The organism is Paractinoplanes durhamensis (assembly GCF_016862175.1).
In the GTDB taxonomy this organism is placed as follows: Bacteria; Actinomycetota; Actinomycetes; order Mycobacteriales; family Micromonosporaceae; genus Actinoplanes; species Actinoplanes durhamensis.
This window is the reverse complement of sequence record NZ_BOML01000096.1, coordinates 28,963-42,493: the sequence shown is the minus strand read 5'-3', so window position 1 is coordinate 42,493 and position 13,531 is coordinate 28,963. Positions and strand designations below refer to the sequence as shown.

General features: G+C 70.8%; 10 protein-coding genes. 4 read left to right on the top strand and 6 right to left on the bottom strand.

Features of this window, described 5'->3' with window-relative positions:
- Positions 1-213 precede the first annotated feature (213 nt).
- Complete coding sequence (locus Adu01nite_RS46475) at positions 214-1,068, bottom strand: alpha/beta fold hydrolase (protein WP_203735827.1); 855 nt, start codon at positions 1,066-1,068, stop codon at positions 214-216.
- A gap of 26 nt (positions 1,069-1,094) precedes the next feature.
- On the opposite strand from Adu01nite_RS46475, the gene Adu01nite_RS48295 reads away from it, so the two are divergent.
- The 3 genes from Adu01nite_RS48295 (at position 1,095) to Adu01nite_RS46460 (ending at position 4,888) form a co-directional block, all read left to right on the top strand.
- The gene (locus Adu01nite_RS48295) at positions 1,095-1,994 is read left to right on the top strand and encodes a TetR/AcrR family transcriptional regulator (RefSeq protein ID WP_239133225.1); all 900 of its coding nucleotides are present in this window, start codon (positions 1,095-1,097) and stop codon (positions 1,992-1,994) included.
- 327 nt (positions 1,995-2,321) lie between these two features.
- Positions 2,322-3,578, top strand: a complete 1,257-nt coding sequence (locus Adu01nite_RS46465) for a DUF3500 domain-containing protein (RefSeq protein ID WP_239133224.1) — start codon at positions 2,322-2,324, stop codon at positions 3,576-3,578.
- A complete protein-coding gene (locus Adu01nite_RS46460) occupies positions 3,578-4,888 on the top strand; it encodes a HupE/UreJ family protein (RefSeq protein ID WP_203735826.1) in 1,311 nt (436 codons plus the stop codon). The genes Adu01nite_RS46465 and Adu01nite_RS46460 overlap by 1 nt, the downstream gene beginning before the upstream one ends.
- 49 nt (positions 4,889-4,937) lie before the next feature.
- On the opposite strand, the gene Adu01nite_RS46455 is transcribed toward Adu01nite_RS46460, so the two are convergent.
- The 4 genes from Adu01nite_RS46455 to Adu01nite_RS46440 form a co-directional block, all read right to left on the bottom strand.
- Positions 4,938-8,168 (bottom strand): NACHT domain-containing protein, encoded by a 3,231-nt coding sequence (locus Adu01nite_RS46455; protein WP_203735825.1) that lies wholly within the window; start codon positions 8,166-8,168, stop codon positions 4,938-4,940.
- Positions 8,169-8,186: 18 nt separating this feature from the next.
- Positions 8,187-10,355, bottom strand: coding sequence for a putative bifunctional diguanylate cyclase/phosphodiesterase (locus tag Adu01nite_RS46450; RefSeq protein ID WP_203735824.1), 2,169 nt, complete (start codon positions 10,353-10,355; stop codon positions 8,187-8,189).
- Positions 10,356-10,396: 41 nt separating this feature from the next.
- Positions 10,397-11,329: a sugar ABC transporter substrate-binding protein gene (locus Adu01nite_RS46445; protein WP_239133223.1), complete on the bottom strand. Its 933-nt coding sequence runs from the start codon at positions 11,327-11,329 to the stop codon at positions 10,397-10,399.
- A gap of 106 nt (positions 11,330-11,435) precedes the next feature.
- Positions 11,436-11,855, bottom strand: a complete 420-nt coding sequence (locus tag Adu01nite_RS46440; protein WP_203735823.1) for a hypothetical protein — start codon at positions 11,853-11,855, stop codon at positions 11,436-11,438.
- 87 nt (positions 11,856-11,942) lie between these two features.
- Between Adu01nite_RS46440 and Adu01nite_RS46435 the strand changes: the two genes are divergently transcribed.
- Positions 11,943-12,914, top strand: a complete 972-nt coding sequence (locus Adu01nite_RS46435; protein WP_203735822.1) for a GlxA family transcriptional regulator — start codon at positions 11,943-11,945, stop codon at positions 12,912-12,914.
- On the opposite strand, the gene Adu01nite_RS46430 is transcribed toward Adu01nite_RS46435, so the two are convergent.
- Positions 12,860-13,471, bottom strand: a complete 612-nt coding sequence (locus Adu01nite_RS46430) for a class I SAM-dependent methyltransferase (protein ID WP_203735821.1) — start codon at positions 13,469-13,471, stop codon at positions 12,860-12,862. The genes Adu01nite_RS46435 and Adu01nite_RS46430 overlap by 55 nt on opposite strands.
- Between the last annotated feature and the right edge of the window lie 60 nt (positions 13,472-13,531).

Here is a 13,531-nt window from a genome sequence, read left to right as displayed (position 1 = left end):
CCGGCAGGCTGGCCCGGCAGGCTGGCCCGGCAGGCTGGCCCGGCAGGCTGGCCCGGCAGGCTGGCCCGGCAGGCTGGCCCGGCAGGCTGGCCCGGTGCTGCGCGGCCGACTATGGCAGCGAGGTCCTGCTCGGCTGCGCGGCGCGCGCCTCGGGCATCGGGTGGGTGCCGCCGAGCGTGCGGCGACGCGGGTCCGGGTGCCGAGCCCCGGAAGCTATTCGGGCTGCGGGTGCTGCAGCCAATCGGTCAGTAGTGGGAGGACGACGGCTGCCTGCATGGCGGCCATGTGGTCGGCGGCCGGGATGATCTCTACTCGCCAGCCGGCGGTGGTCAGTGCGGTCTGGTTGGCGATCAGGGGGCCGACGATGTCTACCACCGTGTCGCCCCACTTCGGGCCGTAGACGATGGTGTCCTTCTCCCCCGCGAACGCCAAGCGTGGGATCGGCGGCAAGGTGGCCACTGCTGCTTTGTCGGAGAAGTCGGTCAAGGACTCGTACAGCGACAAATACTGCCTTGTCTGGTCGGGGCTCAGCGTCATGTCGGCGCTGTCCCAATCGCCGGGTTCGGGTGTTGCGACCTGGGCCGGTGGGTTTTCGGCGTTTGTCACGGCCATCCGGTAGGTCGCCTCGGTCACCGCGAGCATCGCGGCGTAGGGGCCGCCCAGCGGTGGGAAACCGCCCATCGCCAGTGCCGTCACGCGGTCGGTGCGGATGGCCAGCTGCAGGCCCGCCAGGGCCAGCCATGAGTAGCCGTAGTAGGCGAAACGCCTTTCGCCTGCGGCGTCGGCGATGGCCAGGAGGTCGGCGGCGAGGGTTGCGGCATTGAGGGTACGGGGTTGGGGATGCGCCGCCAGGTGGCCCTCGTAGTCGGCGGTGATCACTCGGAAACCGGCCGCCTCCAGGCCGGTCGCCAGGTGGTGGCCCAGGTTGGGGTCGGCGCCCCAGGCTCGCATCTGCTCGGCCTCGGGGCCGTCGAGCACTCGGGTGCTGACCGGCAGCAGCACTGCCGGGCCGGCGCCGAGCACGGTTACCTCGATCGGTGCGTCGTCGTGCAGTCGTGCGGTAGGCATGCAAAACACTATACGGTGTAAGGACTATGTGGGAAGCTCATGTCCGCCGCCTGTGGCGCCACCGCGGCACCACCCTGCCCACGCCGCGCCGTGGCCCGCGGCAGCAGCTCGACCTCGACGAGATCCTCGACGTCGCGGCCGCCATCGCCGACGCCGGTGGCCTGGTCGCGGTCTCCACCCGGGCGGTCGCGAGCCGGTTCGGCAAGACGGCGATGGCGCTCTACCCGTACGTGGGCACGAAGGAACAGCTCCTCGCCCTGATGCACGACCACGTCTCGGCCCTGCCGCCGTGGACCGACCCGGCGACGAGCCTGGCCGACGACCTGCGCGCGTGGGCACTCGCGTTCTTCGATCTGCACGTGGCCCACCCGTGGCTGGCCGAACGCTCGTGGGCGCAGGCCGGCGGCGGCCCCAGCGAACAGGACTGGCTGGAACGCCTCCTGGCAATCCTGGACCGCTGGCCGGTCCCCGCCGACCGCCGAGCCCCGGCGGTAACCATGCTGTACGCAACGGTCCGCTCCTGCGCCGAAACGGCCGCCGCCTACGCCCGAATGAATCACCACGTCGCCGACACCCAGCCACCACCAGTCGACGCGAGGCCGGCCACCGCCCCACCACGACCGACCCACGCAGCGCCCACCAACGCTGCCGCCCTGCCGCCACCGACCCACGCGACGCCGACCACCGCCAACACCCCACCACCACCAGCCCACGAGGGTCCAGCCGACCCGGCGCGTGGCGGGCGCGGCGAGGCGGGGGCGTGGCTTGAGCGGGCTGACGCCACTCGGGTGCTGGTTCCTGATCTTGCTGAGCGCTATCCGCTCGCCGCCCGGCTGGTGCCGGTGGCGCCACAGTGGTGGGACGCGCCGCGGGCCGGAGTCGTCGCTGCGGTTGGGCTGCTGGCCGTTGGGCTTTGTTCGGCATAACGATATCTGTGAATCGTGGGCGTTCTTGTGAATAGCATTTGAGGCGACTGTCAGCGTGCTTAGAGAATTCCGTGAGGAATCGGTCCGGAGGCGCGTTTTTGCAGGTGGGGGTGGACACAGGGAATTGCCAGATGATCACTTCGGAAATCTTTTGCGATTGATGTCTTGCTACTTGTCAATAGAGTTGTTGACAATCCTGTGGCAGATTGCGCCGCCCCGGTCTGCGGGCGGCGGACGTCCACCACAAAGGAGCTTGGGTTGATCGACGAGACGAGCCGGCGAGCCGCGCCGACGCGGCGGCCATGGCGAGGATTCGCCATCGGGGCCGTGGCCGCTCTCCTCATCGGCGGCGGTTATGCCACCGCCAATGCCGCCACCGTCAACGGCAAGACCAAGGACAAGACGGCGGCCGCACCGGTAGTTCAGCCGCCGCGCGGCACCGGTGTCGCGGCCGTGGTGAACGCGGCCAACGCCTTCCTCGCCACGCTGACCGACGATCAGAAGGCCGAGGTGGTGCTCGACTTCTCGGCGGCCAACGCGACCGCATGGTCCAACCTGCCCTGCGGCGGCACCTGCCGGCCGGGCATCGGGCTCGGCACGCTGACCGACACCCAGCTGGCCGCGGCCAAGGTGGTGCTGAAGGCGGCCCAGGGCACCGGCCACAGCACCGGCTTCGACCAGGCCATGCAGATCCTGCAGGCCGACGACATCCTCGCCGACAGTCAGGGCAGCGGCAGCGACCCGGCCCCGACCGGTTCCACCGACCCGGCCGCGACCGCAAGCAGCGACCCGTCCGCGACGGCGACCGCCGATCCGTCAGCGACGGCGACGGCCACGGCCACGGCCACCGCGACTGATGTGCCCACCGACATCCCCAGCGGCACTCCCCCGTCCGGCGGGCCGGGTGGCGGCGGTGGTCCCGGTGGTGGCGGCTACGGCAGCGGGATCTACTTCCTGGCGTTCCTCGGCACGCCGTCGGCGACCGGGACGTGGCAGCTGCACTTCGGCGGGCACCACCTGGCGGTCAACCTGACCTACAAGGCCGGCAAGGTCGCGGGCGCCAGCCCGTACTTCGTCGGGGTGGAACCGACCAGCTTCACCGACGACGCGGGCGCCACGGTGCAACCGTTGTCGATCATGCACGACGGGATGCTCAAGCTGACCAGCAGCCTCACCGCCGCCCAGCAGGTCAAGGCGAAGCTGGCGGCGTCGTTCAGCGACGTGCTGATCGGGCCGGGCAAGGACGGCCAGTTCCCCACCACCAAGGAAGGCATCTCGGTGCGGGAACTGACGCCCGCGCAGAAGAAGCTGGTCCTGGCGGCGATCCACCCCTGGGTCGCGGTGGTCGACGATGCGACGGCCAAGCAGCTGATGAAGACGTACGAGTCGGAGCTCAACCAGACGTTCGTGTCCTACTCGGGCGGGCTCGGGCTGGACACGCACGGCGACTACGTCCGGATCGACGGGCCCGGCGTGTGGATCGAGTTCATCTGCCAGGACGGGGTCGTGTTCCGCGACCAGATCCACTTCCACACCGTCTACCGCGACCACACCCGTGACTACGGAGGCGAGTTCACCTTCTGATGCGTACCCCATCGCTGTTCCGCCTTCTGGCCGGGATCGCGGTGGCCGTGCCGGCGACGTTCCTCCTGCTCGGGGCGTCGCCGGCCTCGGCCCATCCGATGCCGCACTCGGTCGTCCTGCTCGACGTGCACGACACGTCGGTGACCGCCGCCCTGGAACTGCCGGTCACCGACCTGCAGACGGCGGCCGGCACCACCGATCCGGTCGCTCTGCGCACCTACCTGACCGCGCACATCCGGCCGGTCACCACCGACGGTCGCCCGTGGACGGTCACCGTCGGCGACATCGCGATGAGCCGCGCCGAGCAGACGTCGACCGGCCCCTACTCCGAGGTGACCGCCACCGCCGTGCTCACTCCGCCGGCCGGCGCCGACGTGCGGCACTTCACCCTCGACTACGACGTCATCGTCCACCAGGTCGTCACCCACATCGCGCTGGTCTCGGTGCGGCAGGACTGGGCGGCCGGGCAGACCGCCGGCGCCTCCTCGGTCGGCACCGTCCAGATCGACATCCGCTCGATGACGGTGCCGCCACTCACCGTCGATCTCGGCAAAGGCAGTGCGTGGCGGGGCTTCGTCGCGATGGTCCATCTCGGCGGCGAGCACATCCTTACGGGTACGGACCATCTCCTGTTCCTGATGATCCTGCTCCTTCCCGCCCCACTCCTCGCGGTCCGCGGCCGCTGGCGAACACCGGTTACCCCGCGCACGGCCGTCACCCGGATCGGCAGAACCACCCTCGCGTTCACGGTCGGTCACTCGATCGCCCTCGCGGTCAGCGCGCTCGGCCACGTCGAGTTCCCGGCGTGGCCGGTGGAGGCGTTCATCGCGGCCAGCATCCTGGTCGGTGCGGTGCACGCGGTGCGGCCGATCTTCCCCGGGCGGGAGGCGCTCATCGCGGGGGTGTTCGGGCTCGGGCACGGGATGGCGTTCTCGTTCACGCTCGCCGAGATGCAGCTGTCGACCGGCCAACTGGCGCTGAGCCTGCTCGGCTTCAACCTGGGCATCGAGCTGGTGCAGTTGCTGCTGGTCGCGCTCGCCCTGCCGGGGCTGCTGGCGGTGGCCCGGCTGCGGGCCGGGGCGGCCCTGCGGGTCACCGGCGCGACGGTGACCGCGATCGCGGCGACCGGCTGGCTGGCCGACCGGCTCGGCGCACCGAATCCGGTGGCCCGGGCCGCGGACAGCGCCGGCTCACACACCACGCCGATGCTCGCGGTGCTGGCGGCGTCGGCGATCGTGGCGGTGCTGTGGGGTGCCCGCACCCGCCGGAAGAAGGACCAGACCGGCGCGGTTGCGGTCAGCCCCGGGTAAGCGCGCCGGTGCCGGCCGCGCTCGCCGGAAGACGGGTTGGTGGGCCCGGTCAGTCGAACAGGTGGGCGAGGTGCGGGTAGTTGGCCTGCACCTCCGGGGCAAGGAAGCGGAAATTGGACGCGGCCAGCTCGTCGCGGCTGGGGCGGAGCACCGCCCAGAGGTCGCCTGCCTCGGACAGTCGCGCCATTGCCTCGCGGACCGTTCTGAGAGCGCTCTCGGATTCGGTCTGCTCAGCGTCGATGATCACGGCCTCGGCCAGCGCGAAGAAGATCGTGGTGAGGACGTTCAGTCGTTCGTCGCCGGCATTCCGGACGTGCGGGGTCACCAGGGTCTGCACCGCGACGCTGAACGCCGCCGCGCCCGGGTCCAGGAAGTGGATCAAACGGCCGAGCAGGTCCACCACGAAGCCGGGCGCCATGCGGTCGGCGTCGTTGTGCAGGGAACGGATCAGCATCCCGGCGATGTCGGGCCGGTCGACCTGTTCGAAGCCCGACAGGGCGTGGGTGGCGCGGTGGTAGGTGCCCGCCAGCGTCTCCGGGTCGGCCGGGCCGGCCGAGGCGAGCCAGACCTCGATCAGGCTGCGGGCGATCGACTCGGTCTCGCCCTGTTCGTGGACGACGTAGTAGCGGGCCGCGTTGGGCAGCCGGAAGACGATCGGCTCCATGGCGTGCAGGAGTGTGTCGTCGCTCAGGTTGTTGCTCAGCTGCATCGACGTCAGGGCCGGGCCCCACGAGAAGTTTCCGGGATATCCGCCGGCCCCGCCCCGCTCCCGCGGCCGCATCCGGTTGGACCAGGCCGGATCCAGCGGGTCCACGTCCGCGTCGCCGTCGGCGCTCAGCACGATGTCGCGGCGGCCGTCGTGCACCTCGCGCCGGACGGTCAGGTCCTCCAGGGACTCCAGCCAGATTCCGCCCGGCACCGCGGCCCGCCACTGCAGCGCGCTGCCCTGCAACCAGTCGGCCGGGTCTTTGGCCTGGGTGAACAGGTCGGTGGCGCGCAACTCGCCGCCGCAGGCCAGGGTCAGCATCACCAGGTTGAACGAGTAGACGGCCATCCAGTGGTCGATGCGCTTGTCGATCGGGCGGTAGCTGCTCGGCGTGTACTGCGGGCGGGCCACCGCCTGGCGGGTCCGGCGCACCAGAAACTCGCGGATCGACGGGCGGTCCGGGGTGTTCAGGAGTGAGCGGACGAACTGCAGGACCGTGTTGCGGGTGGTCAGCGGGGTGTAGCCGAGGAGGTCCTGGAGCAGGTCGGCCTCCGGCTGGCGGCCGCGCGGGAGCTCCATCGTGCCGGCGTTCTCCCGGGCGGTCGTGTCCCGCAACGCCTGCACGACCAGGCGCGCCACCAGGTACTCGCCGAAGGTGGCGTGCAGGAACTCGTACGTCTGGAGGGTTCTTCCGTCGCGCAGCGCCTGGGCGTGCTGGATGAAGAAGAAGCGGCCGACCATCTCCTGGGCGGCCGTCAGCGGGGTGCGGAAGCCCTCGGTGTCGGCGGCTCGCGACGGGGTCAGGCCCAGGCCGGCCAGATCGTCGTCCAGCTCGCGTTCGGTGACCCACAGGCGGTTGCGGTGGAACATCGCGAACGCCACCACCGACAGGCGCAGCAGCTCGGCCTGGATCAGGGCGGGCATCGTGTGGTCGGGGCGGCCGGCGTGCACCCGGCGCACCTCGCGGCCGGCGAACTCGGTGAGCAGTCGTTCGTAGAGCTGGGCGCTGTCGAAGCGGTCGGAGAGCGGGTTTCCGCCCGCGTGGTAGAGGGCGAGCATCAGCAGCAGGAGCGGCTGGCCGGCCAGGTCGGGGAAGCGGATCAGCGACTTGAGCAGCAAGGGCTCGGCGGACGGGTTGGTGGTGTTCCAGACGTCCAGCCACTGTTTTATCTGGCGGCCGCTGAACGGTTCGAGTCGCACCACCAGGCTGCCCTGCGGGACCCGGGCCCGGTCGGCGACCGCCACCCGGCTGGTCACGATCACCGCTACCGGGCGGTTCTGGGCCAGCTCGCGCTCCTGGAAGGCGGCCACCCGCTGGAGGTAGTCGGACTGGTGCAGGCCGGTCGCCTGGAGCAGCTCGTCGAAGCCGTCGAGCAGCACCACCGACAGTGGACGTTCGGCGTCCTCGGCCATCTGCGCCCAGGCCACCGTCTCGCCGATCGCTGACCGGATGGCCAGCTCGATCTGGTCCTGGATGTCCGCCTCGGCCGGGACCTCGCGCAGCGGCACCCGGGCGACCAGGTAGTCGTAGGCGGGCAGGCGGGCGGCCACGATGTGGGTGAGCGACGACTTGCCGGCGCCGGGCTGGCCGAGCAGCAGCATCGGGGTGACCGTGGCGTCGGTCGTGGTCAGGTAGGTGGCGAGGAAGGCGTGGATGTCGTCCCGGACCGGGCTGTCCCACCAGGCCTCCAGCGACGGGGCGGCACCGGGGGCAGCCACCTTGACCTGGAATCGCGGATCCACGTAGATGTCGCCGAGATCGGGGAGAACCAGGTCGCCGCCGTCGAGGACCGGGCGGGTCAGCTTGGCGCGGTAGGCCCGGGACAGGGCGGCGCGGTGGCGGCTCGGGTCGCGGCCGGCCGAGGTGCGGGTCAGCAGGTTTTCCAGGCGTTGCAGGCTCTGCGCGGTGGCGCGGGCTTCCAGGCTGCCGGCCCAGATCGCGAATTCGGGCACGTCCACAGCCAGGCGACGGTGGTATTCGTCGTAACGTTCGGCGGTGCGCGTCCCAAGCGTGTTGCCCATCTGCTCGACGAAGCGGATGCGAGTGGTGCCGTCCGCGGCGTCCCACACGGCGAGTCCGCTGACATGCAAGGCCAGGGATCCGCTCAGGTTTACCGCCCACGCCCGGACCCGGTCGAGGAGGTCGCGGTAGGACGAATCGGGTGTGGGCCGCGGGATCGGGCCGTTGAACAGCGAGTCGAGGCCGGGGCGCGAGCCCAGCGCCAGGAGCTGATCGTCCTTGCCGAACTCGGCCGGCTCCAGACCGGCGGCCGACAGGCATTCGTCCAAGGCTTCGAACAGGGACGCGACCACCAGAACGCCGGAGGCGGCCAGCAACCTCTCGCTGCGGTTGTAGCGCCCTAACCCGCGTACGATATCGGTGATTTTTGAAGTCACCAGACCGCCCAGCCGGACCATCTCCGCCTTGGCGTCGAAGAAGCTCAAGGCAGCTTCGCTGCCGCCGGCCGTCGCTACGCTGAGCAGGCCGCCCAGCAGGTTGTCGGCGGTTTTCGCCAGAGGGCCGGCACCGCCCAGGATCTTGACGGCGTCGGCATAGGACAGTCCCTTCGGCATCGCACCATGATGTCGAATTCAGGCGGCCGCCGCGATGCCTTCGAAGTCGGGTTCGGCGACCGGCCGGCCGTAGTGGTAGCCCTGCAGATAGCGGTAGCCGAGCCGCTGCAGCGCGGCCGCCTGCTCAGCCGTCTCGACCCCCTCGGCCACCGCGGTCAGGCCGAGCCCGTGACTGAGACGGATCAGCGTCTCGGCGATCACCGCGTGCCGTCCGGCCTGGGTGACGTTGTCCACGAAGGACTTGTCGACCTTGATCGTGGTGACCGGGACGGTCTGCAGCAGGCCGAGCGACGAATGGCCGGTGCCGAAGTCGTCGAGAGCGATGGCGACACCGAGCGCGCGCAGTTCGTGCAGCGCGGTGACCGCCGGACCGCCCTCGAAGACCGCGGTCTCGGTCACCTCGACGGTGAGGCACTCGGTGGACAGGCCGGTCTCGGCCAGCACCGCCAGCACGCTCGCCACGAAACCGGGACGGGCCAGCTGTTTGGCGGAGACGTTGACGCTGACCCGGTCGGGCGCGTTCGGGCCGTGGCAGACCTGCCAGTCGGCGAGGCGGGCGCAGGCGGTCCGCAGGATCCAGGCGCCCAGTTCGACGATGAGGCCGTTCTGCTCGGCGACCGGGATGAACTCGACCGGGCTGACCGTGCCGCGGGTCGGGTGCTCCCAGCGGACCAGGGCCTCGACGGCAACGATGCGCTCCGACGGCAGCTCGACGATCGGCTGGTAGACGAGGTGGAACTGACCCTCGTCGAGGGCGGTGCGCAGCTCGGCGCCGAGGCGGGCGTGCTCGAGGGAGCGCTCGTCGAGCGCGGGCGTCCAGCGGCGCAGCTGGTCGCCGGTGCCCTTGGCGGCGTGCATCGCGGTCTCCGCCTGGCGCAGCAACTCCACCGGGTGCGTGCCGGCCCCGCCGGCCAGGCCGGCGCTCACCCCGATCAGCAGGTTGTCGACCGGGCGGCGCAGGGTGCGCAGCACGTCCTCGGCCACCGTGCGCAGGTCGGCGGCGGTGGCGTCGGTGAGCAGCACGCCGAACTCGTCGCCGCCGGTGCGGGCGACCAGCGCCCCGGCCGGTGCGGCGGCGACCAGGCGGGCGGCCAGCTCGATCAGGACCTGGTCGGCGGCCGGCCGGCCGAGCTCGTCGTTGACGTTCTTGAAGGCGTCCAGGCCGAACAGCGCCACCTGCGGGTGCCGGGCGTCGCGGGCGGCCTGCTCCAGGCGGCGCCGGTTGGCGATGCCGGTCAGGTCGTCGGTCATCGCCATCCGGGACAGCTCGGCGGCCTGGCCGCGGGCCTGCTTCATGATCCCGGCCAGGCGCAGGAAGACGAGCAGGAACAGCACGGTCGAGCCGACCGCCACGGCCTGCCGGTCGGCCGGGCGGCCGCCGACGCCGGGCAGCAACAGCAGGGCGGGCGCGCCCATCGAGCAGGCGGCGAACAGACCCAGCCGGATCCGCTCGCTGCGGGCCTCCCGGGTCGGGACCGGGGTGGCGGCGGCCGACGACGGATGCAGCGCGGCGGCACCCCAGGCGACATAACAGAGCAGGAAGAGTACGTCGGTCGCGCGCTGGAAGTCGGCGTTCCGCAGCGCGGCCACCGCGAACACGACGTCGCCGGCGAACAGGAGCAGCGCGGCCATGGTCAGCAGGCGGGTCGAGGGGGTGCGGCCCGCCGTGTCGGTGAGCATCCGGGCCAGCAGCGCGAGCAGCAGCACGTCGGAGGCCGGGTAGGCGGTGCTGATCCAGCGTTCCAGGCCGGAGGTGGTGCCGAGGGTGGTCACCGGGTGCAGCACGAACACCCAGAAGATCAGGCCGAGGCCGGTGGTGACGATCGCGGCGTCCAGCAGGCCGGTGAACCCTTTGCTGCGGCGCCGGCGCAGGAGAAGGAGCAGGCTGGTCACGTAGAGCGGGTAGGCCGCCAGGTAGAAGATGTCGGCCGGGGACGGCAACGACTCGACGTCGCGGCCGAGGATGTTGCCGACGACGGCCAGGGTGCCGGCGGCGGCGAAGCAATACCACATGGCCGGGCGGGCCGGGCGGTACAGCCGGACCGCGGCGAGCACCGCCAGCACGGTGAGCGCCCCGAGCACGCCGTAGGCCAGGTCCTTGGCGACGGAGTGGGCCGCCGCGACGCTGATGCCGACGGTGGACGCGACGCCCGCCGCGATCCACCAGAGCCACACCCGTTCCCGCACGGAAAGTTATTCGGCGGGCCGATGTCTGACTTTAGCGAGGTTCAGTCGATCAGGCAGTACTTCGGCGCCCGGCTCAGGTCGGTCTTGGTGATCAGGCTGATCGGGATGTAGTCGACCTTGCTGATCGGCTCCTTGTTGAGCAGGGCGATGGTGTTCTCCACGGCTCGCTGGCCCAGCTTCGACGCCGGGTTGGAGACGGTGGCGGCGAACCGGCCGTCCTCGATGCCGGCCAGGCCGGTGTCGGTGCCGTTCACGGTCACGATCCGGACGTTCTTGCCGGCCGCGCGGAACGCCTCGGCGGCGCCGACGGCCATGTCCTCGTTGGCGACGAAGGCGTACCCGAGGCCGGGGTGTTTCCTGATCATGCCGGTGGCGACGCCCTTGGCCCGGGCCCGGTTGAACATGCCCGGTTCGCTGGCCACCACCTTGATGTTCTTGGGCAGGTTGTCGGTGAAGCCGCGGACCAGCAGGTCGGAGGCGGCGCCGGGGGCGCCCGCGATGACCGCGGTGGTGCCGGGCCGGCCGACCGCGTCGTTGCTGATCCAGCTCGCGTCGAGCAGGCCGGCCTGGTTGAGGTCGACCGCGACGGCGCCGAGGATCGTCGTGGTGTCCTCCGGCGCCACCGAGGTCAGGAAGATCGGGATCTTGGCGGCCCGGGCCTTGGCGATGTCGGCCGCGAGGGCCCTGGTGTCGACGGTCTGCACGATCACCGCGTCCACGTGCTGGGCGACCATGCTCTCGATGTTGGCCAGCTCGGTCTTGGCGTTCTGCTGGGAGTTCGCGGTGACGACCTTGACGCCACGCCGGCCGGCCTCGCCCTCGACCGCCTGCTGAAGGCAGTGGTGGAACTCGGTGCTGGCGCCGTTGACGAACCCGATCGTGTAGGTGCCGCTCGCGGAGGCGGCCTGCTGATCACCGCACGCGCCCAGGCAGAGAGTCATCGCCAGCGCGACGCCGACGGCACGCTTCGTCACGGCCAGCCCTTTCGTGAACCAGATCACAAGCGGGCAAGACCGTAACAACCCGGTAGCAATGGCTGAACGTCGTCACGTGCAGCCTTAGCGTGCAGGATCCGTGAGCTCAGGCGCCGGTCGTCGAGCCCGGGCGCACGATCATCAGGACCACGACCACCGCCCAGAGCAGGCTGAAGAGGCCGGAGAGCATGCCGAGCCGGGCCGCGGCGGGCTCCTCGCCCCACAGCGCCGCCCGCTGGGCCGGCAGCACGACCAGGCCGAGCACGGCCGCGGCGACGACGGTCAGCACCATCGAGACGATCAGCCAGGTGTCGCCGAGGACGCCCATCTGCTTGGCGGTGGCCAGGCCGAACACCGGGACGGCCAGGCCGAGCACGGCGTAGACCCGGCAGATCCGGTTGAGGGTGCGCATCTGGTCGCGGTCGGCGCGGCGAAGCGCGGCCGGGAACATGCCGGCGGCCACGGTGACCGGGCCGATCGCCACGATGGCGGCGATCACATGGATCGAGAGCAGGACTTTTGTCACGATCACCGACCGTATGGGGTGCGTTTCCGGCGCGGAAGTGGCTGGAATGACATAGGTCAACGGATTCCCGCCACTAGCATCGCGGGCATGCATCGTGTCGTCGTGCTCGCCCTGGACGGGGTCATCCCGTTCGACCTGGCCACGCCCCTCGAGGTCTTCGCCCGGGTGCGGCTTTCGGACGGATCAACCCCTTATTGCGTACGGGTGTGTGCGGCCACGCCGCAGGTGGCGGCGGGGGCGTTCACGATCACGGTGGCGCACGGGCTCGACGCCCTCGCCGACGCGGACACGATCATGCTGCCGGGGTGTGCGGAACCGGCCAACGGCGTACCGCAAGAAGTTGTTGATGCTCTGCGGACGGCCGCGGGGCGCGGCACCCGGATCGCCTCCATCTGTGCCGGCGCCTTTGTCCTCGCCACCACCGGGCTGCTCGACGGCAAACGCGCCACCACCCACTGGGTTGCCGCCGACCTGTTCGCGCGAATGTTTCCGCAGGTCGAGCTGGATCCGGCGGTGCTGTATGTGGACAACGGGCAGTTTCTCACCTCGGCCGGCGCGGCCGCGGGGCTCGACCTGTGCCTGCACCTGATCCGGCGGGACTGCGGCTCGGCGGTCGCCGCCGACGCCGCCCGGCTGTCGGTGATGCCGCTCGAACGCGACGGCGGGCAGGCGCAGTTCATCGTGCCCGAGCAGCCGCCGGTGCCGCGCGGCTCGACGATGGAACCGCTGCTGAGGTGGCTGACCGAGAACGCCGGCCGCGACCTCACCCTCGACGAGATCGCGGCGCACGCCCGGATGAGCACCCGGACGCTGAACCGGCGGTTCCGGGAGCACACCGGCACCACCCCCTTGCAGTGGCTGCACCGGGCCCGGATCCGCCGTGCCCAGCATCTGCTGGAGACGACCGGGCAGTCGGTCGACCGGATCGGCGGGGCGGTCGGCTTCGGATCGCCGACCGCCTTCCGGGACCGCTTCAAGCGGATCGTCGGGACGAGCCCGCACCGCTACCGTTCGTCGTTCGCCCGGAACACGTCGAGGACGAACCATTCGTCCTCGTGATGGACGATTCTGGTGATTCCCGGCTTTCCCGCCAGCTTCTCGTGCACGTTGAAGCCGTCGTAGTTGCCCGGGTTCTCCCGGTCGCGGAAGTGCACCGAGACCAGGTCGCCGCCGGACTCGAGGCGGGCCAGCAGGCCGTCGACCAGCTCGTCGAAGTCCTCGGCGGACAGGTAGTAGAACAGGTCGCCGACGAGGATCAGGTCGAATGTGCCGTCCGGCAGCTCGGCCGGGAGCATCGCCTCCTCGACCCGGACATGCGGGAGGTCGCGGAGATTCTCCTCGGCGGTGCGGACCGCCTCGGGCACGCAGTCGACGGCGAGGATCTCATCGCAGCGCTCCGCCAGCAGCCGGGTCAGCAGGCCGACCGAGGCGCCCGGCTCGTAGCAGCGCCGGTAGTGCCGCTTCGGCAGGCTCGCCACCGTGATCGCGTACTTCCGCTGGTCATGCCACTTCGTGGCCAGATCCCACGGATCTTCTTTGGCGAGGTACAACCCCGTGAAATAGTCGAGCGAGACCGACGAATCCGGCGGCTGCGCGTCACCCAGTGCTCTTGTCACTCCCGTGATTCTGCCCGAGGGCCGGGATGTGACACACGACACCGGTGTTTCGAGGGATCA

What these genes read in the sequence shown, in the direction of transcription:
- Adu01nite_RS46475 (WP_203735827.1), bottom strand. Translation starts at nt 1,068, where the DNA reads ATGCCTACCGCACGACTGCACGACGACGCACCGATCGAGGTAACCGTG.
- Adu01nite_RS48295 (WP_239133225.1), top strand. Translation starts at nt 1,095, where the DNA reads ATGTGGGAAGCTCATGTCCGCCGCCTGTGGCGCCACCGCGGCACCACC.
- Adu01nite_RS46460 (WP_203735826.1), top strand. Translation starts at nt 3,578, where the DNA reads ATGCGTACCCCATCGCTGTTCCGCCTTCTGGCCGGGATCGCGGTGGCC.
- Adu01nite_RS46455 (WP_203735825.1), bottom strand. Translation starts at nt 8,168, where the DNA reads ATGCCGAAGGGACTGTCCTATGCCGACGCCGTCAAGATCCTGGGCGGT.
- Adu01nite_RS46435 (WP_203735822.1), top strand. Translation starts at nt 11,943, where the DNA reads ATGCATCGTGTCGTCGTGCTCGCCCTGGACGGGGTCATCCCGTTCGAC.